At 43.0% G+C, this 22,864-nt stretch carries 22 protein-coding genes; 8 read left to right on the plus strand and 14 right to left on the minus strand.

Translation table 11 applies throughout. The features are described from left to right. Positions 1–74: 74 nt before the first annotated feature. Together QM830_RS06255 and QM830_RS06260 are read right to left on the minus strand one after the other, a co-directional pair. A complete protein-coding gene (locus tag QM830_RS06255) occupies positions 75–1,994 on the minus strand; it encodes a sucrose-specific PTS transporter subunit IIBC (RefSeq protein WP_049507042.1) in 1,920 nt (639 codons plus the stop codon). 37 nt (positions 1,995–2,031) lie between these two features. Then, positions 2,032–2,238: a hypothetical protein gene (locus tag QM830_RS06260; RefSeq protein WP_070675232.1), complete on the minus strand. Its 207-nt coding sequence runs from the start codon at positions 2,236–2,238 to the stop codon at positions 2,032–2,034. 134 nt (positions 2,239–2,372) lie between these two features. Here QM830_RS06260 and QM830_RS06265 point away from each other — a divergent pair, with 134 nt between their 5' ends. Both QM830_RS06265 and QM830_RS06270 read left to right on the plus strand, forming a co-directional pair. Beyond that, positions 2,373–3,827, plus strand: a complete 1,455-nt coding sequence (locus tag QM830_RS06265) for a sucrose-6-phosphate hydrolase (RefSeq protein ID WP_414326002.1) — start codon at positions 2,373–2,375, stop codon at positions 3,825–3,827. Next, positions 3,808–4,773: a LacI family DNA-binding transcriptional regulator gene (locus QM830_RS06270; RefSeq protein ID WP_049471835.1), complete on the plus strand. Its 966-nt coding sequence runs from the start codon at positions 3,808–3,810 to the stop codon at positions 4,771–4,773. The genes QM830_RS06265 and QM830_RS06270 overlap by 20 nt, the downstream gene beginning before the upstream one ends. Before the next feature lie 71 nt (positions 4,774–4,844). Here QM830_RS06270 and nusB read toward each other — a convergent pair whose 3' ends face one another. The 5 genes from nusB to uvrA form a co-directional block, all read right to left on the minus strand. Then, positions 4,845–5,276 (minus strand): transcription antitermination factor NusB, encoded by a 432-nt coding sequence (gene nusB, locus QM830_RS06275; protein ID WP_003008602.1) that lies wholly within the window; start codon positions 5,274–5,276, stop codon positions 4,845–4,847. Then, complete coding sequence (locus tag QM830_RS06280) at positions 5,269–5,658, minus strand: Asp23/Gls24 family envelope stress response protein (protein ID WP_003005404.1); 390 nt, start codon at positions 5,656–5,658, stop codon at positions 5,269–5,271. Before QM830_RS06280 ends, nusB begins: the two co-directional genes overlap by 8 nt. 36 nt (positions 5,659–5,694) lie before the next feature. Continuing rightward, positions 5,695–6,255 carry an elongation factor P gene (efp, locus tag QM830_RS06285; RefSeq protein WP_003005479.1) on the minus strand — a complete coding sequence of 187 codons (561 nt, stop codon included), beginning with the start codon at positions 6,253–6,255 and terminating at the stop codon, positions 5,695–5,697. A gap of 290 nt (positions 6,256–6,545) precedes the next feature. Then, complete coding sequence (locus tag QM830_RS06290; protein WP_414326003.1) at positions 6,546–7,613, minus strand: M24 family metallopeptidase; 1,068 nt, start codon at positions 7,611–7,613, stop codon at positions 6,546–6,548. Next, positions 7,610–10,435, minus strand: coding sequence for an excinuclease ABC subunit UvrA (gene uvrA / locus QM830_RS06295; RefSeq protein WP_414326004.1), 2,826 nt, complete (start codon positions 10,433–10,435; stop codon positions 7,610–7,612). The genes QM830_RS06290 and uvrA overlap by 4 nt, the downstream gene beginning before the upstream one ends. Positions 10,436–10,557: 122 nt before the next feature. On the opposite strand from uvrA, the gene QM830_RS06300 reads away from it, so the two are divergent. Together QM830_RS06300 and QM830_RS06305 are read left to right on the plus strand one after the other, a co-directional pair. Then, complete coding sequence (locus QM830_RS06300) at positions 10,558–11,502, plus strand: magnesium transporter CorA family protein (RefSeq protein ID WP_414326005.1); 945 nt, start codon at positions 10,558–10,560, stop codon at positions 11,500–11,502. A gap of 27 nt (positions 11,503–11,529) precedes the next feature. Continuing rightward, on the plus strand, positions 11,530–12,207 hold the full coding sequence (locus tag QM830_RS06305; RefSeq protein ID WP_414326006.1) for a DUF1129 domain-containing protein: 678 nt from the start codon (positions 11,530–11,532) through the stop codon (positions 12,205–12,207). 32 nt (positions 12,208–12,239) lie between these two features. On the opposite strand, the gene QM830_RS06310 is transcribed toward QM830_RS06305, so the two are convergent. From QM830_RS06310 to rpsF, 4 genes are all read right to left on the minus strand, one after another. Then, a complete protein-coding gene (locus tag QM830_RS06310; protein WP_414326007.1) occupies positions 12,240–12,761 on the minus strand; it encodes a GNAT family N-acetyltransferase in 522 nt (173 codons plus the stop codon). 108 nt (positions 12,762–12,869) lie between these two features. Further along, the gene (gene rpsR / locus QM830_RS06315) at positions 12,870–13,109 is read right to left on the minus strand and encodes a 30S ribosomal protein S18 (RefSeq protein ID WP_000068664.1); all 240 of its coding nucleotides are present in this window, start codon (positions 13,107–13,109) and stop codon (positions 12,870–12,872) included. Between the two features lie 41 nt (positions 13,110–13,150). After that, entirely contained in the window at positions 13,151–13,648 is a 498-nt protein-coding gene (locus QM830_RS06320; RefSeq protein ID WP_414326008.1) for a single-stranded DNA-binding protein, read from the minus strand. A gap of 20 nt (positions 13,649–13,668) precedes the next feature. Further along, positions 13,669–13,959, minus strand: coding sequence for a 30S ribosomal protein S6 (rpsF, locus tag QM830_RS06325; RefSeq protein WP_006595679.1), 291 nt, complete (start codon positions 13,957–13,959; stop codon positions 13,669–13,671). A gap of 303 nt (positions 13,960–14,262) precedes the next feature. On the opposite strand from rpsF, the gene QM830_RS06330 reads away from it, so the two are divergent. The 3 genes from QM830_RS06330 to QM830_RS06340 are packed head-to-tail and all read left to right on the plus strand — an operon-like array spanning position 14,263 to position 16,592. Beyond that, positions 14,263–15,315, plus strand: coding sequence for a GtrA family protein (locus QM830_RS06330; protein WP_414326009.1), 1,053 nt, complete (start codon positions 14,263–14,265; stop codon positions 15,313–15,315). Next, on the plus strand, positions 15,302–16,204 hold the full coding sequence (locus tag QM830_RS06335) for a phosphodiester glycosidase family protein (RefSeq protein WP_414326010.1): 903 nt from the start codon (positions 15,302–15,304) through the stop codon (positions 16,202–16,204). The genes QM830_RS06330 and QM830_RS06335 overlap by 14 nt, the downstream gene beginning before the upstream one ends. Next, positions 16,185–16,592 (plus strand): hypothetical protein, encoded by a 408-nt coding sequence (locus QM830_RS06340; protein ID WP_414326075.1) that lies wholly within the window; start codon positions 16,185–16,187, stop codon positions 16,590–16,592. The genes QM830_RS06335 and QM830_RS06340 overlap by 20 nt, the downstream gene beginning before the upstream one ends. Positions 16,593–16,658: 66 nt before the next feature. Here QM830_RS06340 and QM830_RS06345 read toward each other — a convergent pair whose 3' ends face one another. Beyond that, positions 16,659–18,737, minus strand: a complete 2,079-nt coding sequence (locus QM830_RS06345) for a surface-anchored 5'-nucleotidase (protein ID WP_414326011.1) — start codon at positions 18,735–18,737, stop codon at positions 16,659–16,661. A gap of 425 nt (positions 18,738–19,162) precedes the next feature. Between QM830_RS06345 and QM830_RS06350 the strand changes: the two genes are divergently transcribed. Next, positions 19,163–19,501 (plus strand): CHY zinc finger protein, encoded by a 339-nt coding sequence (locus QM830_RS06350; protein WP_414326077.1) that lies wholly within the window; start codon positions 19,163–19,165, stop codon positions 19,499–19,501. Between the two features lie 46 nt (positions 19,502–19,547). On the opposite strand, the gene QM830_RS06355 is transcribed toward QM830_RS06350, so the two are convergent. Beyond that, a complete protein-coding gene (locus QM830_RS06355; RefSeq protein WP_009731602.1) occupies positions 19,548–20,087 on the minus strand; it encodes a biotin transporter BioY in 540 nt (179 codons plus the stop codon). A 391-nt stretch (positions 20,088–20,478) separates the two neighbouring features. After that, positions 20,479–22,863 carry a phosphoketolase gene (locus tag QM830_RS06360; protein ID WP_414326012.1) on the minus strand — a complete coding sequence of 795 codons (2,385 nt, stop codon included), beginning with the start codon at positions 22,861–22,863 and terminating at the stop codon, positions 20,479–20,481. Position 22,864: the final 1 nt, after the last annotated feature.

Raw genomic sequence — 22,864 nt, forward strand, 5'->3', positions numbered from 1 at the left:
AGCAGGCATTTTTAAGAAATAAAATTCAAGGACTGGAGATAACCTGACCAGTCCTTGAGAACTTATTGATATTATTAAGCTTTGACTTCGATGATCGCATCACCCTTCGCAACAGATCCAGTTGCAACAGGTGTGACAGAAGCAAAGTCAGCTGTGTTAGTGACGATGACCATGGTTGTGTCTTCAAGACCAGCTGCGGCAATTTTCGCTGCATCAAATGTACCAAGGACATCACCAGCTTTCACTTTATCGCCTTGAGCTACTTTTTGATCAAATCCTTCACCGTTCATTGATACGGTATCAATCCCAACGTGGATCAAGATTTCAGCACCATTAGCGGTCTTCAAACCGTAAGCGTGACCAGTTGCAAAAGCAATGGTTACTTCAGCATCAGCTGGTGCATAGACAACGCCTTCAGTTGGTTTGATGGCAATTCCTTGTCCCATCGCTCCACTTGAGAAGACAGGATCATTCACATCAGACAAAGCAACAGCTTGACCAACGATCGGAGAGATAATGGTTTCGTCTTGAAGAGATGCTGGAAGAGCTCCAGTTGTTTCTTCTTCAATAATAGCTTCTGCTTCTTTGTCCTCTGCAGGAACTGATGAAGCTTCATCTTCATAACCAAACATATAAGTCAAACCGAAACTTAGGGCAGTTGTAAATACAACCATAAATACATATTTCAATAATTGACCGTTTAGATAGAGAAGCGTTCCTGGAATAATTGTAATACCAAATCCTGTACCAGCAAGATTTAACATAGATGCAATCCAACCACCTACTGCACCTGCTCCCAAAGCAATAACGAATGGTTTCACATAACGCAAGTTTACACCAAAGATTGCAGGCTCAGTAATACCTAACAAGGCAGAGATAGTTGCAGGAAATGCTAGAGCTTTCACTTTTTGAGATTTAGATTTCACTGCCACTGCTAAAGTAGCTCCAGCTTGTGCAGTCATAGCCGCTGTAATAATTGCATTAAATGGATCTTTTTTATCTGCAGTAATTAATTGTGATTCAAGAAGATTAAAGATATGATGGACGCCGGTAACGACAATCAACTGATGAACGCCACCAATAAGAAGACCTGCAAGACCAAATGGTAAATTCAAAATAAACTTAGTTACATTTAGTACATATTCTTCGATACTGTGGAAGAATGGACCAATAATAAACAAAGCGAGGAATGACATGATTGTCAATGTGAATAATGGAACCAATAACAAATCTAAGACATCTGGAATTTTCTTATGGAGCCACTTTTCAAGTTTCGCACCAATTAGACCAACGAAGAAAGCGGGAAGAACTGAGTTCTGGAATCCAACCACATGATGGAAGATACCAAAGTATGTTGCTGCTTTAGAAGGATCTTCCGCTACAACCCACGCATTTGGAAGTGTCGGACTAACCATCATCAAACCAATTACAATCCCAAGAACAGGATTTCCTCCGAATACTCGGAATGCAGACCATGAAATCAAGGCTGGGAAGAAGGCAAACGCGGTATCAGTTAAAATTGTTGAATAGGTATAAAAATCAGTAGATTTAAATGCATCTGCTGTTGTGCCAAACAAAGCCAAAACCTGGTCTTGAGCAATGGCACCACGAATCCCCATAAACAATCCAGTCGCAACAATTGCTGGTAGAATTGGAACAAAAACGTCTCCAAAGGTACGGATCGCGCGTTGGAACCAGTTTCCTTGTTTAGCGGCTTCTGCTTTCATTTCATCTTTTGATGATGTTGGTAAGCCAAGAGCTACTACTTCATCATAGATCTTGTTTACAGTACCAGTACCAAAGATGATTTGGTATTGACCTGAGTTAAAGAAAGCACCTTGTACTTTTTCAATATTCTCAACAACATCTTTGTTGATTTTTGATTCATCTTTTACCATCACGCGAAGACGAGTCGCACAGTGAGCAACACTGCTAACGTTCTCAACCCCACCGATTGCATCGATGACCTGCTTTGCAATTTCTGTATTTGACATTTTGCAAAAATCTCCTTATTTTTTGTAATGTAAACGGTTAAATCGTTTCTACGTTTTTAATTGTACCACGTATTGAAAATATGTCAAGCGTTTTGCAGGATTTTTTTGAAACTTTTTTGGATATTTTGACACTTTTTGACAGTATGAAACTATTTTCATTAAAAGATAGGCCTATAATACGCTTTTCGGCGCTTTGATTCAGTCTTTTATTTTCATTTTCTTTCATTTTTTCATGAATTTTCAACTTCTCCTCTTTTCTTCAAGCCGCAAAATAGATGTCAATCGTTTGACATTTTTTGGCCATTTCTTTCATTTATCGCTTGCATTTTTAATAGGAAATCGGTACTATGGAAGTAAGAAAAAATTCGGAGGACTAAAATGGAATGGACAACTGAACGTCGTTACAGACGTTACGAAGACTGGACAAAAGAGGAAAAGCAAGCCATCCAAGATCATATGGCCAAATCTCCTTGGCATACACACTATCATGTTGAGCCAAAAGCTGGTCTCTTAAATGATCCTAACGGTTTTTCCTACTTTGATGGAAAATGGATCTTGTTTTACCAAAATTTCCCATTTGGTGCAGCCCATGGGTTAAAATCATGGGTACAAACAGAAAGTGAAGACTTGGTTCATTTCAAAGAAACTGGTGTAACGCTTCTTCCAGACACAGATCTGGATAGCCATGGAGCTTATTCCGGATCAGCCATGCAGTTTGGTGACAAACTATTCTTATTCTACACCGGAAATGTTCGTGATGCAGAATGGGTTCGTCATCCTTACCAAGTCGGTGCTTTGATGGATAAAGACGGAAAGATTGAAAAAATTGACAAAATCTTGATTGATCAACCGGCTGACTCTACGGATCACTTCCGTGACCCACAGATTTTTAATTTCAAGGGTCAATTCTACGCTATCGTTGGCGGTCAAGACCTTGAGAAGAAAGGATTCATCCGTCTCTATAAGGCGGTAGATAACGACTATACCAACTGGGTTGCAGTCGGTGACTTGGATTTTGCAAACGATCGGACAGCTTATATGATGGAATGTCCTAACCTCGTCTTTGTTGGAGACCAACCCGTTCTCCTCTACTGCCCTCAAGGCTTAGATAAATCCGTTCTCGATTATGACAATATCTATCCAAATATGTACAAGATTGGGGCAAGCTTTGACCCAGAAAAGGCCAAAATGGTTGATGTATCTGAATTGCATAATCTCGACTATGGTTTTGAAGCCTATGCGACTCAAGGATTTAATGCTCCCGATGGACGTGCCTATACTGTTAGCTGGCTAGGTCTTCCAGACGTTTCTTATCCAACGGATTCCTATGACTACCAAGGAACTCTCTCACTGGTCAAAGAATTAACCATCAAAGATGGCAAGCTCTACCAATACCCAGTTGAAGCCATCAAAGACTTGCGCGCTGAGAGTGAGGAATTTGCCAACAAGGCACAAACCAAGAACTGCTATGAATTGGAATTGCAGTTTGAAAAGGATAGCCAGAACGAAATCGTCCTCTTTGCCGATGCAGAAGGGAAGGGCTTAGCTCTCACATTTGATCTGGCTAAAGGATTGGTCACAGTCGATCGAAGCCAGGCTGGTGAGCAATATGCCCAAGAATTCGGTGCGAGCCGTAGCTGCACAATCGCTAACCAAGCAACAACCGCTAATATTTTCATTGACAATTCGATTTTTGAAATCTTTATCAATAAAGGAGAAAAAGTATTTTCTGGTCGGGTCTACCCACATGCAGATCAAAATGGAATCTTGATCAAGTCTGGAACCCCTACTGGAACTTACTACGAACTTGATTATGGTCGCAAAGCTAACTGATGTCGCCAAACTCGCCGGTGTCAGCCCTACTACTGTCTCACGGGTTATCAATAAAAAAGGATACCTGTCTGAGAAAACGATTCAAAAAGTCCAAGAAGCCATGCGAGAATTAGGCTATAAACCTAACAATGTTGCTCGAAGCCTCCAAGGAAAATCAGCCAAGTTAGTCGGCTTGATCTTTCCCAACATCAGCAATGTTTTCTATGCTGAATTAATCGACAAACTAGAACACCAACTCTTCAAACATGGCTATAAAACCATCATCTGCAATAGTGAGCACGACTCCGAGAAAGAGCGCGAATATATTGAGATGTTGGAGGCTAACCAGGTAGATGGCATCATTTCAGGAAGTCATAATTTGGGCATTGAAGATTACAACCGGGTAACTGCTCCTATCATTGCTTTTGACCGCAACCTCTCCCCAGAAATTCCGGTTGTTTCTTCAGACAACTATGCTGGTGGAGTGCTAGCAGCAGAAACTTTAGTAAAAACCGGAGCCCGAAATATTATCATGATCACAGGTAATGACAACTCTAACTCCCCAACTGGCTTGCGTCATGCGGGATTTGCATCAGTTCTACCTGAGTCCATGATCATCAATGTTTCCAGTGATTTCTCCCCTATTCGCAAAGAAATGGAAATCAAACAGATTTTAACCCACCACAAACCAGACGCTATTTTTGCCTCCGATGATTTGACGGCGATCTTGATCATGAAAGTCGCTAGAGAATTAGATATTCAGATTCCTCAGGATTTGAAAGTGATTGGTTATGATGGAACCCAGTTCATCGAGACCTATACACCTGAACTGACAACCATCCAACAACCCCTCGAAGACATTGCTATTCTCATGGTGGATCTTTTACTCCAAAAGATCGAAGGAAAAAAAGTAGCGACTACCGGTTATTTCTTGCCCGTTAGTCTCCACTCTGGAAAAAGTGTCTAAAAGCAATATCCCCTCAGTAGAAACTGTGGGGATATTTTTTACCAAAAAAAGAGCCAGTAGGCTCTTTTTACTTATTCTTCTGTCACAAATTGACTGAGGACACCGTTGACAAATCGTGAAGAGGTTTCATCCGAAAAGGCCTTGGCCAATTCCACCGCTTCATTGACTGCGACGATCTGTGGTGTATCAAACTCTGTCATTTCATAAATTCCCAGACGAAGGATGTTTTTCTCTACCAAGGTCAAGCGCTCAACAGTCCAGCCGGTTTTCAAATGTTGACCGATTTGTTGGTCTAGTTGATCTTTTGACTGATAGACACCCGTCACGAGATTCATGAGAAAGGCAGGAAGATCGACTTCTTTGTCTTCTGCTAGGTCCTTGTCATGTAGATAAGCAAAGCGACAAGCTTCAACAATGTCTCCATCGTATTCCAAGGCCATCAAGGCTTGGAAGGCACGCTCACGCAAATCTCGACGTGATTCTAATAAAATTTCATCAGTCATTGAGGAAGTCCTCATTAAACAAGTCTTTCAAGTCTGGTTTTGGAGATTTTTCCGTCGCGATACCGACAACGTGAATGTTAACAGCATCCAAGGTTACATCTGCCATATCATAAACCGCAGACTTGACCGCTTTTTGAATCGCTACTGCTACAGATGGCACAGCAACTCCATACTCCAAATAGAGATAGATGTCTACTGAAACTTGACCATCTTCTTCCGTATGAAGGTAGACGCCACGTCCAAGGGAGCGTTTGGATAAGCTATCTGAAACACTCTTGTTTTCAAGCGAATAGACACCCTCTACTTTTGCTGTCGCAATCGCAATAATTTTTTCTAATACACGTGGTGCAATAACGATGTCACCAAATTGTTCAGTTGCCATAGAAGTTCCTTTCTATTTGACACCCTGAGATGTCTCTTATGCACGAGAAACGTAAGTTCCTTCAGTAGTGTTAATGACCAATTTTTGTCCAGCTTCGATGAAGTCAGGAACGTTTACGACCAAACCAGTTTCCATTGTAGCAGGTTTACCAGAACCAGTCACTGTAGCACCTTTGATAGATGGTTGAGTTTCTGCAACAGTCAATTCAACAGTTGTAGGAACTGTTACACCGATGACTTCGCTTCCGTAGAATTGAATTTTTACTTCTGAGTTTTCAAGGATATAAAGCAATTCTTGTTCTACATTCACAACTGGAATTTCATATTGGTCATATGTTTCAGTGTTCATGAAGTAGGCTGTATCATCCATTTTGTACAAGTATTGAGCTGGAACAGTTTCGATAATCGCTTGTTCAAATTTTTCTTCTGGACGGTAGCTTGTATCAAATGTTGAACCAGTACGGACATCACGCAATTTCATACGCATGATAGTATTTCCTTTACCTGGTTTGTGGTGGCTAGCTTCCAAAACGCGGATCAATTTTCCGTCAGCTGTTTCAAAAGTCATACCAGCTTTCAATTTACTTGCTTCGATCATGTTTTATTACCTCTTTTTTAAAAATAGATTACTCTTTATTGTAACACACTATTTGATTTTTCTCAAACAGCAATTACCTCTTTTGGAGAAGAAAGGATTGCTATGGACCGCCCCTGATCCATCCACATCCAAATTACCCTTTGCTTCTTTCGTGTTTTGTTCTGTTAGTTCCTATACCAAAATGGATAGGGCTCCAAATAAGATGTCAGGGAGAAGAACTCCTCTACAATTCATTTCATAGTCTTCTCTTCACATCTCTGTCTAAACAGAAGTTAAGAGAAACGTATATTTTAAAGGACAATCAATTCTTTAGGAGCAAGAGTCAAGACTTCACAACCTGTTTCTGTGATCAAAAGGTCATCTTCGATCCGCACACCAGAGAGACCTTCAATATAAATACCTGGCTCATCTGTTAAGACCATCCCTGCTTGAATCGCTTCTTTAGACGTTTGGCTGAAGTATGGTTCTTCGTGGATATCTAGCCCAATCCCATGACCGATTCCATGAGTAAAGTATTGACCATAGCCGGCTGCCTCGATCACATCACGTGGGATTTTATCAAAATCACGGAAGCCAAGTCCATCTTTAGCAGCATCAATCAAGGCTTGATTGGCTTTCAAAACGGTTTCGTAAATTTCTCTTTCCTTGTCGCTGACATGTCCTGCATAGATAGTCCGTGTCATATCGCTGACATAGTGGTTATACAAGCAACCAAAATCAAGGGTCAAGGCATCTCCTGCTGAAATCACCCGATCACTTGGAGTCGCGTGAGGCATGGCAGAGCGTTCACCAGCTGCCGAGATAATATCAAAAGATACACCAGAAGCTCCCAACTCCCGCATTCTAAAATCGAGGAAAGTTGCTGCTTCCAACTCTGTCGTTTTCCCTACCTTGATATAATCCAAAATATCACGGAAGGCTTGGTCAGAGATACTACAAGCTTTTTTAATGGCCGCAATCTCCGTTTCATCCTTAATCAAGCGCAATTCCATGACAAAATTCGCTAGGGATTGAAGGGTAATGCCACTGAAAACAGAAGCCATACGGGCATGGTAGGCTACCGTCACTTCGTCCTCAAAACCAAGTTCTTTGATTCCAAGGTCCTTAACGATCTCTGCAGCTGCAGTCAACTCATCGCGGGTTTCCACAATCTCTACAAAATGAAAACAAGTCGCATGGGCATGGATGGTGTAGCGCGAATCTGTAAAGAGTACCACACGTTCTTCTGTCACCAAAGCAGTTCCGTTTGAACCCCAGAAATTGGTCAAATAATAAACATTTTTCAAATTGTTAATCAATACTGCTTTGAGGTCTTGGGCTTTCATTTTGTTTCTTAAGTTGCTGATCCGTTGATTCATTGTAATTTTCCTTTCAAATATTGTCCTGTGTAGCTAGCAGGATTTGCTGCTACTTCTTCTGGTGTTCCGGTCGCAATAATGGTTCCACCACCGACACCGCCTTCTGGTCCTAAATCGATGATATGATCTGCTGTCTTAATAACATCTAAATTGTGCTCAATCACAAGGACTGTATTGCCATCATCCACAAAACGCTCTAAGACTTTGATCAAGCGAGAAATGTCTTCGGTATGGAGTCCGGTCGTTGGTTCATCCAAGATATAGAAGGATTTTCCTGTAGAGCGCTTGTGCAATTCAGAAGCCAACTTCATTCGCTGCGCTTCCCCACCTGAAAGGGTGGTCGCTGGTTGCCCCAGCGTTACATAGCCCAAGCCCACATCTTGGATGGTCTTGAGTTTGCGTTCAATTTTTGGAATGTGCTTGAAGAATTCGACTGCCTTATTGACCGTCATATCCAGAACTTCTGCGATATTTTTTTCCTTGTAGTGGACTTCGAGGGTTTCACTATTGTATCGACGTCCATGGCAGACCTCACAAGGGACAAAGACATCTGGCAAGAAGTGCATTTCAATCTTGATGATCCCATCTCCTGAGCAGGCTTCACAACGCCCACCCTTGACATTGAAACTAAAGCGGCCTTTTTTATAGCCCCGAATTTTGGCTTCATTGGTCTGAGCAAAGAGATCACGAATATCATCGAAGACGCCTGTATAGGTCGCTGGATTGGAACGAGGAGTCCGACCAATCGGGCTTTGATCAATGTCGATCAAGCGATCGATATGCTCAATCCCCTGAATCGTCTTGTATTTCCCTGGTTTTTCCGAATTGCGGTTGAGCTTTTGAGCGATGGCTTTTTTCAAGATGCCATTGATCAAGGTCGATTTTCCAGAACCGGAAACTCCAGTGACTGCGATGAATTTTCCTAGAGGAAAGCGTACTGTGATGTCTTGTAAGTTATTCTCACTTGCTCCTGTAATTTCAATAGAGCGGCCATTTCCTGAACGGCGCTCTGTTGGAACCGGAATCTTGCGCTTGCCGGACAAATACTGGCCAGTGATGGATTTGCTGTTGCGTGCCACCTGCTTTGGAGTTCCTGCTGCAACGATCTCTCCCCCAAAGACACCGGCACCTGGGCCGACGTCGATCAGGTAGTCTGCCTCTCTCATGGTATCTTCATCATGTTCGACGACAATCAAGGTATTGCCTAAATCGCGCATCTTCTTGAGACTGGCAATCAGGCGGTCATTGTCCCTTTGATGGAGGCCGATAGACGGCTCATCCAAGATGTAAAGGACACCAGAGAGGTTGGAACCGATCTGGGTTGCCAAGCGAATGCGCTGGCTTTCTCCACCTGATAAGGTCCCAGCCGATCGTGACAGGGTCAAGTAATTGAGCCCCACATTGTTTAAGAAGGTTAAGCGATCCTTAATCTCTTTTAGGATCGGTCTTGCAATCGTAGCTTCATTGTCCGTTAAGATCAGCTGGTCCACGGCTTTTAAGTGGTCCGCAATCGATAGATCTGACACTTCCCCGATATGCATCCCCTTTTCTCCTCCGACACGAACAGAGAGAGCCTGGTCATTGAGACGGTAGCCATGGCAGGTCGCACAGGTCAATTCGTTCATATAAGAGCGCATTTGGTTGCGGGTGAAATCACTATTGGTCTCACGGAAACGACGGTGAATATTGTTTACGACCCCTTCAAAAGGAATCTCGATATCCCGAACCCCACCAAACTCATTTTCATAGTGGAAGTGGAATTCCTTGCCGTTTGAACCATAGAGGACCAAGTCTTTTTCTTCTTGAGAAAGATCGGAAAACGGCTGGTCCATATCAACGCCAAAATGGGTCATGGCTTGCTCCAACATCTGTGGATAGTAGTTGGAAGAGATCGGATTCCAAGGAGCGAGGGCTCCTTCGCGAAGGGTTAAGCGATCATCTGGCACTACCAAATCCAAGTCCACCTCTAGCTTAATACCCAGCCCATCACAGTCTGGACAAGATCCGAAAGGCGCATTGAAAGAAAAGAGGCGGGGCTCTAATTCAGGAACGGTAAAGCCACAGACTGGACAAGCATAATGCTCAGAAAAGAGCAATTCCTTGCCATCCATGGTATCAATCACCACATAACCATCCGCAATCCGAAGGGCTGCTTCAATCGAATCAAAGAGCCGCGAGCGAATGCCCTCTTTGATCACGATTCGGTCCACAACCACTTCAATCGTGTGCTGCTTGCTTTTAGATAGTTCTGGAACCTCTGTCACATCATAGATCTCACCATCGACCCTCACCCGGACATAGCCGTCTTTTTGCACCTTTTCAATGATATTCTTGTGCTGGCCTTTTTTCTTGCGAATAATAGGAGCTAGAATTTGCAGGCGTTGGCGCTCTGGTAATTCTAAGACTTGATCGACAATTTGCTCAACCGAAGAAGCTGTAATCGCTCCATGCCCATTGATACAATAAGGCGTCCCTACACGCGCATAGAGCAAGCGCAGGTAGTCATTGATCTCAGTTGCCGTCCCCACAGTGGAACGCGGATTTTTACTAGTGGTTTTTTGGTCGATAGAAATAGCGGGGCTTAAGCCATCAATCGAATCTACATCGGGTTTTTCCATATTCCCCAAAAACTGCCGAGCATAGGCTGACAAGCTCTCCACGTAACGACGTTGGCCTTCTGCATAGAGGGTGTCAAAGGCCAGACTAGACTTTCCAGATCCTGACAAGCCCGTCACCACGACCAACTTATCGCGTGGAATTTCCACATCTATATTTTTTAAATTATGGGCGCGTGCCCCATGAATGACAATTTTATCTTGCATGTTTTTACTCTAATTCACCTTTTTGTTATCCTCCATTATAACAAATTTTTTAGTATTCTTTTATCCAAAAACGTGCTTTTTCTGTTATAATGTTAAGGTGTAAAAAAACAAGGGGAGGCACCATGAAACAGGTCTTTTTATCAACAACGACTGAATTTAAAGAAATAGAGACACTGGAACCCGGTAGCTGGATCAACCTTGTCAACCCTTCTCAAAGTGAATCAATGGAAATCGCCTCTGCATTTAATATTGATATTGCCGACTTACGGGCACCACTCGATGCGGAAGAAATGTCCCGTATGACCATCGAAGATGAGTATACCTTGATCATCGTAGACGTTCCCATCAAGGAAGAGCGGAACAACCAGACCTACTATGTCACCATCCCTTTGGGAATCATTCTAACTGAAGAGGCCATTATCACCACATGTTTGGAAGAATTGCCTTTGCTAGATACCTTTATCAATCGTCGCTTACGGAATTTCTATACCTTCATGCGGTCTCGCTTTATCTTTCAGATCCTTTATCGAAATGCCGAGCTCTACTTGACCGCGCTTCGTACCCTGGATCGCAAGAGTGAACAGATTGAAAGTCAACTCCATAAATCAACTCGTAACGAAGAGCTGATTGAACTGATGGAGTTAGAAAAAACCATCGTCTACTTCAAGGCCTCTCTGAAAACCAATGAGCGCGTGATCAAGAAATTGACCAGTGCCACTAGTAACATCAAGAAATACCTGGAAGACGAGGATCTATTGGAAGATACCTTGATCGAGACTCAACAGGCCATTGAGATGGCGGATATTTATGGAAACATCCTCCACTCCATGACCGATACCTTCGCATCGATCATCTCCAACAACCAGAATAATATCATGAAGACCTTGGCTATGGTGACCATCGTCATGTCCATCCCAACCATGATTTTCTCGGCCTATGGGATGAACTTCAAGGACAATGAGCTTCCGCTCAACGGCGAAGCCCATGCCTTTTGGCTCATTATCTTCATCGCCTTTGCCCTGACTGGATCCCTCGTCATCTACCTCATCCATAAAAAATGGTTCTAACAACACTTGTATATCAAAGGAGTATTTATGTCTCACATCGATCTTAGCCAACTTAGCAAGAAAAACCAAGAATTTATCCGGATCGCCAAACACCAATTGCTTGAAAACGGAAAGACAGAGGAAGAAGCAGAAAGCCTCCTCCAAGAAATTCTTCCAGCTATCCATGAGAACCAAGGAAAAGGAATTCCGGCACGGACCCTTTTTGGAGCTCCAACTGTCTGGGCTAACTCTTTCAGCGAGAAAGAACGCTATGAAAAAGAGCATCCAAAATTAAACGATGCTCCTTCTCTCATGATTTTGGATTCCTTCCTCTTTATTTTTGGTGTCTTTGCTGCCATTTCAGCCTTCATGAACTTGGTCGCACCGCGTCGTACTGGCTATGGTTTGATCACCTTGATTCTTGGAAGTTTGACAGGGGCTCTGCTCTTATACCTCATGTACTACTTCTTCTATCAGTATATGGATGGCACAAAAGATCGCAGTGAGCGTCCCTCTCTTTGGAAATCTATGCCGATTCTTGTTGGCGTCATGTTCCTTTGGGTCATCGTCTTGTCCTTCACCTCATTACTCCCACAAGTCCTCAACCCAACCATTCCAGATATCCTTGCGATCCTTTTAGGAGCTTTAGCACTCGCCCTTCGCTTCTACCTCAAGAAACGTTTTAATATTAAAAGTTCGAGCACAGCACCCGCAACTCGTCGCTAAGAAAACGGATGAAGTTTTCATCCGTTTTTGTTTTACTGTATTTCCCTGTTCAACCTTTTTGAAAAATAGAGGACTAAGTCATCATTGTTTTCACAAGAACTGTAAGGGGCCAAGGGCTGATCCCTAAACCAAATTCCAGATCCATCTGGGATATAGCCTCGTTTAACATACAGTCTTTGAGCTGGGCCATAACCCGAGTGTAAACCAACCCCTAAAGTAACAAACTCTGATAGTAGCCGGACTCTTTTTTCCGCCTCTTCTAAGAGTTGATTCCCAATTCCTCGATTTCTAAATGGCTCAAAAACATTAAAATCAGATAGTTCAGGATAGACTCCCACGAAAGGACCGTGCTTGGCAGCAGGCAATATAGTGATATAACCTGCCACAAGTCCATCCGACTCAACTACTAATACGTCCCTTTCTCCATTCTCCTGATCCTGAAAATAGCTGGTCAAGATATCCTTTCTACCCGGCCACCCTTGGTGGATAAAGGCTTGAGAGATGTGCTCAATATCTGCCTTTATCATCCTCCTGATGATTACACCTTCCTTCATAGTTCCCTCCTTGATATATTTCTTCCCACATTATAACACGATTAGAGCTAGGGAAAGGTCAAAGAGGTCCACCCGAACCTGAAAAAAAGACCCACCAGGGTCTTTTCTTTAATCTTCGTTTACGAAAGGCATCAAAGCCATTACGCGAGCGCGTTTGATAGCTGTTGTTACTTTACGTTGGTTCTTCGCTGAAGTTCCAGTTACACGACGAGGAAGGATTTTCCCACGTTCTGAAACGAAACGGCTAAGAAGCTCAGTATCTTTGTAATCGACATATTCGATTTTGTTTGCTGCGATGTAATCAACTTTTTTACGGCGTTTGAATCCGCCACGACGTTGTTGAGCCATGTTTAATTCTCCTTTATAGTTTTAATTCGTTAAACCCATTCTTAGAATGGAAGATCGTCGTCTGAGATATCCATTGGATTAGCTCCAAATGGGTTTTCCTCACGACCAAAGTTAGGTACTGCATTACTTGGTTCAGATCCACCAAAGCTTGGGGTTGCATTTCCAGCAAAACCACCATTGCCTGATGAATAACCTCCACCTGCATGCCCTTCGCGTGCTGCACGGCTTTCCAATAATTGGAAGCTATCTGCTACGACTTCAGTGACATAAACACGTTGACCTTGCTGGTTTTCGTAATTACGTGTTTGAATGCGACCGGTAATCCCAATCAAAGCACCTTTCTTAGCCCAATTTGCTAAGTTTTCTGCTTGCTGACGCCAGATCACACAGTTGATGAAATCGGCTTCGCGCTCTCCATTCTGACTCTTGAAGTTGCGGTTGACAGCTAGGCTGAAAGTAGCAACTGCTTGATTGCTTGGAGTATAGCGAAGTTCAGCATCACGGGTCATACGACCGACAAGTACAACATTGTTAATCATAAGTCACCTCTGATGATTTCTTACGCGTCAACTTTTACGATCATGTGACGAAGAATGTCACCGTTGATTTTTGAAAGACGGTCGAACTCGTTAAGAGCTGCGTCGTCGTTCGCTTCAACGTTTACGATGTGGTAAAGTCCTTCACGGAAATCTTGGATTTCGTATGCAAGACGACGTTTTTCCCAATCTTTTGATTCAACAACAGTTGCACCGTTGTCAGTCAAGATAGAATCGAAACGTGCTACCAAAGCGTTTTTAGCTTCTTCTTCAATGTTTGGACGAATAATATAAAGAATTTCGTATTTAGCCATTGATAATGTTCCTCCTTTTGGACTAATGACCCCAAGTCTTTGCAAGGGGTAAGTGAGGTTTACTCACAAGAAACTATTATACCAGACTTTTCGAACAAAGGCAAGGATTATCTTTAGGATTTGAAACATCATTTTTTTGCGTGTCCTATGAGATGAAAGGAAAGCTTCCCCTGAAAAATGACAATTATAGAAGGAAAGATACTCCTTTCCTATCCCTTTTCCTTAAAGAAAACTGATATCAGTTAGCTTTAAGCTTGAGTCTTTATACTAGCTACAACAAATCTCAAGAAACGAGGAACGATTATGAATTATCTTATCATCCCCGCCTATCAACCGGATCTGAATCTTGTCAAATTGGTTCGCTTGGTCCATGCTAAAAGTGATCTTGAAATCATCGTGGTCGACGATGGTAGTGACGCCGACAAGAAAGTGATTTTTGACAAATTGGACGGTCTTGCGACAGTCCTGACCCACGAGCACAACCAAGGAAAAGGGCAATCTCTCAAGACTGCTTATGCATACATCCTAGAAAGAGGTACCTATGGAAGCATTGTTACAGCTGATGCAGACGGTCAGCACAAAATTTGGGATATTTTCAGAGTTGTTAAGCAATCTCAAGAGCATCCTGGAGCACTTATTTTAGGAGCACGCGCCTTTTCTGGCCAAGTTCCTTTGCGTTCTGCTTTCGGGAATAAATTGACCCGTTTCCTCTTCAAACAACAAACCGGAGTGGCGGTCAGCGATACCCAAACAGGCTTACGGGCCTTCACTACAAATATGTTACCTTTCATGCTTGAGGTTGAAGGACAGCGTTATGAATATGAGATGAATGTTCTGCTGGCAGCTAGTAAGGCCTATCCCATCCTAGAAGTTCCGATTGAAACAGTCTACATCAATGACAATGAAGGGTCCCACTTCCGTCCTGTTCGCGACGGCCTCATGATCTACAAGGACATGTTCAAGTTTGCCCTCTCTTCCCTCAGTAGCTTTATCGTGGATTACCTGGTCTACGCCTTCTTTCTTTTCGTGATGATGGCCGTACCGATTAGTCTTCGCATTCTCCTAGCGAACGGGATCGCTCGTGTGGCCAGCTCTATCTTTAACTACTCGACCAACAAACGTCTCGTCTTTAAGAACAAAGACAGCGTAGCCCGAACTGGAAGTGGCTACTTTGGTCTAGCCCTCGGCCTCTTTATTCTAGATACGCTCTTGATTCGACTCTTCTATACTGCTTTGGGGCTCAATCTCCTGATCAGTAAAATTGTCGTTGGCTTCCTACTCTTTCTGGTCTCATGGGTGATCCAGAAAAAAGTGATCTTCAAAGAAAGGACTGCTACCCACCATGAAATTCTTTAAAAAATCTTATACCTATGCTGCTTGTTTTGGTATCCTGCTAACAAGCTCCTTCAGCTATTCTATGCTTAAGACCTTCGTCTTATCAGATGCCATCCAAACCGTTAGTGCGACCACATCGGATACCACGGCGGCCAAAAAAGCTGCAGCAACTGCTACCACTACAGATACCAGTTACTCCGATGACAATATCCAGGTAAACTTGACAGAAAAAACAGTTGAAAACACCCAGGTTTACATTGCAGATATTAGGGTTAGCTCCTCAGACTATCTCAAGACGGCTCTAGCCCAAAATACCTATGGAACAAACGTGACGGCTAAGACCTCTGTCACTGCAGCTGAGAATAATGCCATTCTAGCCGTCAATGGAGACTACTACGGAGCCAATAGCACCGGCTATGTCATCCGAAACGGAGTGGTTTATCGCGATACGGTTCGTGAAGACTTTAGCAATGGCGACTTAGCCATTTACAAGGATGGTTCCTTCAAAATTATTTACGAAGACGAAATCTCTGCCGATCAATTAGTCGAAGATGGCGTCGTCAATCTCCTTGCCTTCGGACCTTCCTTGGTTGAAAATGGGGAAATAACTGTCGATACCAATTCAGAGGTGGGGCAATCCATGGCCTCTAATCCACGAACTGCCATTGGGATCATCGATGAAAACCACTACATTATCGTCGTGTCAGATGGACGGACTTCAGAAAGCCAAGGGCTGTCTCTCTACCAATTAGCGGAAGTGATGAAGTCTTATGGCGTTAAAACAGCCTACAACCTGGATGGTGGTGGATCTTCTACCCTTTACTTCAATGGCCAGGTTATTAACAAACCAACTACAAATGGTACTATCTCAGAAAGGGCGGTGAGTGACATTGTCTACATCGGTTACTAATCCTATTAAACAACGGTTGAAAAAGTCCATCCTCTGGTACACTCTGATTTCAGCTTTCTTCTTTGTCGGAAGTCGCATCTACGAACACTTTAGTTTTGGCGAAACCTCCTCCTTCATGCACTACCTCTTCTTGATCCCTTTGATCGGTGGCGCCCTGCTAGTGGCTCTACAATTAGTAGTCAAGGGGCTTTCTCGAATCACTCTCAATCTTTGGAACTCAGCGGTTGCTACGGCAACTGCAGGGGCCCTCTACCGAGGCATTGTTAACCTCTCTGGTCGTTCAACAACTCTCGACCAACCCTACTATTATGTTGCAGGGATCTTCCTAGCCCTCGCCCTCATCAGTATCTTCTTTGTTCGCAGTGTCTGGGTGGAGACAACAGCCTAAGACATGAAAAACGTCCGTTTCTTAAAAGAACGGACGTTTTTTAGGGTCAGTTAACGTATGAACGACTTAACCTTCACGTTTTTTGCTAGCTACAAAGCCTGCCAAAGCTAGTGAGGTCATACCAAAGAGGCTAAGGACTGTTGAAGCCAATTCATCTTGACCTGTTTTTGGAAGACCAGTTGCTGGCGTAGCAGCTACTTCTGCTTGACCACCCGTATGATAGGTAACAGCGACTGGTTTAACACTTGCAACTTCTTTCGTTTCAGGTGCAGCTGGTTGAGCTGAACTCACTGGGTTTTCAGGTTGAGGTGTTGGGGTAGCAGGAGTCACTGGAGCTACAGGAGTTGCTGGATCCACTGGTGCTGGCTGAGGTTCCGGTTGTGGAGTTGGTTCAGGTGCAGGAGTTTCTTCTTCCACTTTTTCTACAAAGGTCTTGTTGCCTAAAATAGAAGCAGATAACTTCTTCCCTGCCTTATTCAAATCTTCGATGTATTGGATAAAGACTTCTGTATCCGGATTAATAGCCCCAATCAATTTTGTATCACGGAAGACTGAGAAGCCATCTCCACCACCATACAAGAAGTCGTTGATAATCGCTTTGTAGGTCTTGGTACGATCAATTTCTGTGCCATCTGCCTTGTAGACTTTCACGACCTTATAAGGATTTTCTTCCGTTGCATCCGCTGGTTTGGTATAGGTGTACTTGATCCCTGCCATTTGCAAGAAGTAAAGTTCTTTCTCATCATACTGTTGGTCCAAAGCTTTATAAATTTGGTCTCCGGTAATTTCGACTACTTGAAGGATATTTCCAAATGGTTGCACGGCTTGAGCTGCACCCCAGGTTACAGTTCCATCTGGTTTCACCACGAGGTCTGCACGAATCCCCCCATTATTAGTGAAGGCAAAATCAACATCTGGATAGCCTGATTTTTTAGCAATATCCAATTGGGCAGCTGTGACCAGATCCCCAACAGCACTTTCTTTTTGCGCATTCAATTCACGGGTAATATTTTCTGCTTTTTCTGCTGAACCAATTTTCGCTTCTGTTACCTTTTTAACAGTCTCGTTGGCTTCATTGATGATCGCTTGGACCTTGGCATCTTTAGCTTTACCTTTAGAAGGATCGACAGCGATAATTTTAGCAGTTGGAGCTTTGACAAAGTCAGCTGTATCTGTATCTAAGACTCCACGGACATCAGAGTAGGCCTTTCCTTGAGAAGTTCCTTGCACAATCAAGGTATTGCCGACCATCCCATTTGTATATTGGTGGTTGTGACCAGCAAAGACAAGGTCCACAGAGTTTTCAGGATAGATCTGGTTTAATTTTTTGATCATGTCTGCAGCTGGTCCTTCTGCTACCCCATTTTTACTTGTTGCAGCAACGTGGGCCAAGACAGCGATGGCATGAACCCCTTGGTCATTCAACTCACGCGCATATTTGGCAATGGATTCTGCTTCATCCAAAACGCGGTATTGTTCATGATTTTTACGCAAGACTAGATTTGGGAATTCTGTCGTAACAACCCCGATAAATCCAACTTTTACGGTCTTGTCATTGACTGGGATTTCTTTGATGGTATAAGGTTTCCAGTCAAATGGAATTTTGTTAGTATCTTTGTCGACCAAGTTGGCAATCACGACTTCCTGCTTGGATGCTTCGTGTGGGTACTCATCCACAATTTTGTTGAATTGACCTGGTATTGGGGCTTCCCCCTTCATGATCCGGTTGAATTCACCAAGTCCTTCGTCAAACTCATGGTTTCCAAGTGTTCCGTATTCAAAGTTCATTTCATTGAAGACTTTTACAGATGGTTCATCTTGAAGGAGGGCAGAGTTGGCTGGACTAGCGCCGACCATATCTCCAGCTTGCACACGAATACTAGCATTTGGACTTCCAGCATTCTCCGTTTCAAATTCTTTTTGCGAATCGTTCAAATAGGTTGCCAAAAGTGGGGCTGTTCCTGCATTCTTCACAGTCTCCCCTTCTAAACGGGCTGTCCCCGTTTGTTCCAAGGCACCGTGGAAGTCATTGACTCCCATGAACTGTACGGGCAATTCGTCTGCAAAGACACTATTGATCGCAAAAACACTGAGACCGGCAGCGACTGCTAGGATACTGCTTTTCAAGATAACTTTTTTCTTCATTAAATACTCCATTTTCTAATGTCGGACACTTCTCCAAAGAGGAGAAAACAGAAAAATTGATTTGCTGCAATCAGCTCTTCCATTTTACTATTTTTTCGGTTTTTCTTCAATATTTCTTTGAAAACTCTTCCATCTTTCTCTAGAAAACGCTTGATTCCCGAACTTATATCCAGCTGTCTTTTCTTTAGTTCCTAGATCTATAAATTGTAAAATAAAAATCAGTCCCTAAAGATTCATCAAATAAGAACTGAAAACTATTGTTACGTAGAAGCGTAAGATTGACACAATGAATCATGTGAATCGACTATACTTTTCTCCTGTAAATACAAATCATTTGTGCTATAATGTGATTAATGGAAAATAGTAAAAGTACAATCACTAGAAAAACTTTCAGAAATCAGGAACCTGATGTCCTGGGCAAGACAATTGCTTCTACTCCTTGTCCACCAGTAGCACAAATTCATGGCCTCCTGGTAGATAAGGAAAGTAGGTGCCAACACTATCATTCTCCACTAGATATTGTTGCTCTAAAATGCTATGACTGTCAAAAGTATTATGCCTGTTATCAATGTCATGATCATATAGAGGATCATAGATTTAGAGCTTATCCTTGCCACATAAAGCAGGATAAGGTAGTTATCTGTGGTGTTTGTCTACATGAGATGACTATTGAAAACTATCAAAAGTCTATCTCTTGCTCTCATTGTCACAGTCGGTTTAATCCAGCTTGTTCAAAGCACTATGACATTTATTTTGCAAAATAAAAAGATTGAAGACATTGTTCGTGTGAACAGAGCCTTCAATCTTTTTTTATTGGAAGTAGCTATGATTTTTTAAAGATTTTAAAATGGGTTTCATCACCAAAGCGACAACAAGGCCTTTCAAAAGATCAGGAATGATAAAAGGCACTAAACCAACAGCTATAGCACCAGACCAAGGCATATTGCCAAGGAAGTGAAGACTGATGATACCTCCGACAAAGACAAGAGCATCACCTAAAACAAAAGCTAAGAAATTTTTCCAAATAGGAGCTGTAGCATGAGTCAGTTTAGAGGTGACAAACGCAAAAAGTGGATAAGCGAGCAAATAGCCTACAGAAGGTTTAACGAAGGATTGAAGGCCACCTCCTCCACCTGCAAAAACTGGTAAACCAATAGCTCCCAAGAGAAGATAGAGGAGTCCAGCTAATGCAGCTTCTCTTGGTTTAAAAATAGCGGCCACCAGCCCCACAGCAAAGGTCTGTAATGTGATGGGAACGGCACCAATGGGGATAACTATTTGAGCCAATGTGGCAATAATAGCAGCTCCGAAAGCTGGAAGAACAATTGAAAAAGTATGATGTTGTTTCATTTTTTAGTTAACCTCGTTTTTAAATATGGTTAACCTATTATACCAAACAACCCCTTAATGGTCAACCAAGATATAAAAACAGGTTGACTGTAGAAACTGGAATTCGTTTGTAATTTTCTTTCTCAAGCAATCCCACTTTCCAGCATTCTTTTTTATTTTAGGAAATCATTCACCTAGCTACTGATGGGCTAATCAAATATTTTTAAAAAAATATCAAATTCTTTTACCGCTAGCATCATCAATGCAATCCACAAGGTGATTCCACCCTCTATGTGGATAGAAGACTTCCACAAACTGATGGAACAGCGCTTAACTGTTTCAAAAAAACAATTGGAAATGTAAAAGACGGTCTAAATAAGACAAAAAAGCCGGATTGCTCCGGCTCTTTCTATTATTTATTTACGTTTTCCCATTTCCAGTTTTGAACTTCTGGAATGTCGTCTCCATTTTCACGGATATAGGCGTTGTGGAAGGCTACTGTTTCATCCATTTGAGCTGCAAATTCGCTTGCTGCTTCTCCAAGAGCTGCATTAGCTGCATCTTGTGCCAAGTGGAAGCGGTCCAACTCAGACATCACACGCATATCGAATGGTGTTGTGATATCTCCGTTTTCACGGTAACCATGCACACGCAAGTTGTGGTTGTGACGGTTGAAGAAGATGTCACGGATCATGCCTTCATAACCGTGGAAGGCAAAGATCACTGGTTTATCAGCGGTGAAGACCTTGTCGAACTCTTCATCTGAAAGTCCACGCGCGTCGACGGATGGGTGACGCAATTTCAAGATGTCTACAACGTTAACAAAGCGGATCTTCAATTCTGGGAAGGCTTTGTGAAGAATCGTTACGGCTGCAAGTGCCTCTAAGTTTGGCTCTGTACCTGCTGCTGCAATAACAAGATCTGGCTCTTCATCTGCTGAAACAGTTGATGCCCAATCGATCACCTTGTATCCTTCACGAACCAATTCTTCTGCTTCGTCAGCTGAGTAGAATTGAGGACGTGGGTGTTTAGAAGAAACGATCAAGTTGATCACATCTTCTGCCTTGAAGGCTTGGTCCATCACTGCAAGCAACGTATTAGTATCTGCTGGCAAGTACTCACGGATGTATTCTGGAGTTTTTTCTGCCAAGTGAGTCAAAATACCTGGATCTTGGTGAGTGTAGCCATTGTGATCTTGTTGGAAAACAGTTGAAGTCGCAATCAAGTTCAAGGCTGGGTAGTTTTTACGCCATGTCGTGTGAGTCTTAGATTTACGCAACCATTTGAAGTGTTGAGTAATCATAGAGTCTACGACACGAAGGAATGATTCGTAAGATGCGAAGAATCCATGACGACCTGTCAAGACATATCCTTCAAGCATTCCTTCCGCTTGGTGTTCTGACAATTGAGAGTCAATCACACGTCCAGCAGGGCTCAAAGCTTCATCGTAGTCTGGTTTCATACGTCCTAACCATTGACGGCTTGTACGAGTGAAGACTTCTTGAAGACGGTTTGATTTGGTTTCATCTGGTCCAAAGATACGGAAGTTATCTGGGTTCGCATCCACAAGATCTGCTGCATACTTACCAAATTCGATCATATCTTGCGCCATGATAGCACCTGGTGTTTCGATCTTGAAGGCATGTTTCTTCCAATCAGCAGTGTCCATTGGTTTGATGACACCTGCGTTTGTGATTGGGTTCATAGCCATCCGACGGTCACCTTTTGGTGCAATTTCAGCAATCTCAGGAAGTAATTTACCAGTTTCGTCGAACAACTCAGCTGGACGGTATGATTCCAACCAAGAAAGCAGAGCATCCACATGCTCCATGTGGTGAGCATCTACTGGGATTGGCACTTGGTGCGCACGGAATCCACCTTCGATTGGTGTTCCTTCCCAAGCTTTTGGTCCAGTCCAACCTTTAGGAATACGAGCAATTAAGACAGGGTATACTGGTTGAGTTGCTTCTTCTGCAGAACCTTTACGAGCTTCTGCTTGGGCTTTCTTGATTTCTTCAATCGCTTCGTCCAATTTTTCTGCAAACAAAGCATGAGCAGCTTCGTGATCATCAGAAATAGCCGTTACGTCTGCAAAAATTGGTTTCCAACCAAGACCTTCAAAGAAGAGGGCCAATTCTTCGTCTGTTTTGCGTTCGAAGATTGTTGGATTGTGGATCTTCCCACCGTTGAGGTAGAAGATTGGAAGAACAGCACCATCATTGACTGGGTTCAAGAAGGTATTGGCCAACCAACCAGCCATCAATGGACCAGTTTCCCCTTCACCATCACCGATTACGGTTGCAGCAATCACATCTGGATTATCCAAAACAGCTCCAGCTGCGTGAGAAAGAGCGTATCCAAGTTCTCCACCTTCGTGGATAGATCCTGGTGTTTCAGGCGCCGCGTGAGAAGCGATTCCTCCTGGGAATGAGAAGATTTTACATAGGTGTTTGAAGCCTTCTTCATTTTGTGGGATGTTTGGATTCAATTCAGTATAAGAACCATCCAAGTATGAGTTGGATACCATTACTTGTCCACCATGACCTGGACCTTCGATGTAGAACATATCCAAGTCATATTTGTTGATGGTACGGTTCAAGTGAGCATAGATAAAGTTTTGCCCTGGTACAGTTCCCCAGTGTCCGATTGGGTGAGCTTTTAAGTCATGTTCAACAACTTCACGCTTCAACAATGGATTATCTTTTAAGTACATTTGAGCAGCTGAAATGTAGTTGGCTGCACGCCACCAAGCGTCTACTTTATCCAAGTAAGCTTTGCTGTTATAATCGACAGTCATC

The organism is Streptococcus sp. OMI750 (genome assembly GCF_047463895.1).
GTDB lineage: Bacteria > Bacillota > Bacilli > Lactobacillales > Streptococcaceae > Streptococcus.

Coding starts and splice junctions, on each gene's coding strand:
- QM830_RS06360 (WP_414326012.1), bottom strand. CDS start 22,863: ATGACTGTCGATTATAACAGCAAAGCTTACTTGGATAAAGTAGACGCT.
- QM830_RS06330 (WP_414326009.1), top strand. CDS start 14,263: ATGAATTATCTTATCATCCCCGCCTATCAACCGGATCTGAATCTTGTC.
- QM830_RS06300 (WP_414326005.1), top strand. CDS start 10,558: ATGAAACAGGTCTTTTTATCAACAACGACTGAATTTAAAGAAATAGAG.
- QM830_RS06280 (WP_003005404.1), bottom strand. CDS start 5,658: ATGGCAACTGAACAATTTGGTGACATCGTTATTGCACCACGTGTATTA.
- QM830_RS06320 (WP_414326008.1), bottom strand. CDS start 13,648: ATGATTAACAATGTTGTACTTGTCGGTCGTATGACCCGTGATGCTGAA.
- rpsR (WP_000068664.1), bottom strand. CDS start 13,109: ATGGCTCAACAACGTCGTGGCGGATTCAAACGCCGTAAAAAAGTTGAT.
- QM830_RS06335 (WP_414326010.1), top strand. CDS start 15,302: ATGAAATTCTTTAAAAAATCTTATACCTATGCTGCTTGTTTTGGTATC.
- QM830_RS06310 (WP_414326007.1), bottom strand. CDS start 12,761: ATGAAGGAAGGTGTAATCATCAGGAGGATGATAAAGGCAGATATTGAG.
- QM830_RS06265 (WP_414326002.1), top strand. CDS start 2,373: ATGGAATGGACAACTGAACGTCGTTACAGACGTTACGAAGACTGGACA.
- QM830_RS06305 (WP_414326006.1), top strand. CDS start 11,530: ATGTCTCACATCGATCTTAGCCAACTTAGCAAGAAAAACCAAGAATTT.
- efp (WP_003005479.1), bottom strand. CDS start 6,255: ATGATCGAAGCAAGTAAATTGAAAGCTGGTATGACTTTTGAAACAGCT.
- QM830_RS06345 (WP_414326011.1), bottom strand. CDS start 18,737: ATGAAGAAAAAAGTTATCTTGAAAAGCAGTATCCTAGCAGTCGCTGCC.
- nusB (WP_003008602.1), bottom strand. CDS start 5,276: ATGACTGATGAAATTTTATTAGAATCACGTCGAGATTTGCGTGAGCGT.
- rpsF (WP_006595679.1), bottom strand. CDS start 13,959: ATGGCTAAATACGAAATTCTTTATATTATTCGTCCAAACATTGAAGAA.
- QM830_RS06290 (WP_414326003.1), bottom strand. CDS start 7,613: ATGAATCAACGGATCAGCAACTTAAGAAACAAAATGAAAGCCCAAGAC.
- uvrA (WP_414326004.1), bottom strand. CDS start 10,435: ATGCAAGATAAAATTGTCATTCATGGGGCACGCGCCCATAATTTAAAA.
- QM830_RS06255 (WP_049507042.1), bottom strand. CDS start 1,994: ATGTCAAATACAGAAATTGCAAAGCAGGTCATCGATGCAATCGGTGGG.
- QM830_RS06355 (WP_009731602.1), bottom strand. CDS start 20,087: ATGAAACAACATCATACTTTTTCAATTGTTCTTCCAGCTTTCGGAGCT.
- QM830_RS06270 (WP_049471835.1), top strand. CDS start 3,808: ATGGTCGCAAAGCTAACTGATGTCGCCAAACTCGCCGGTGTCAGCCCT.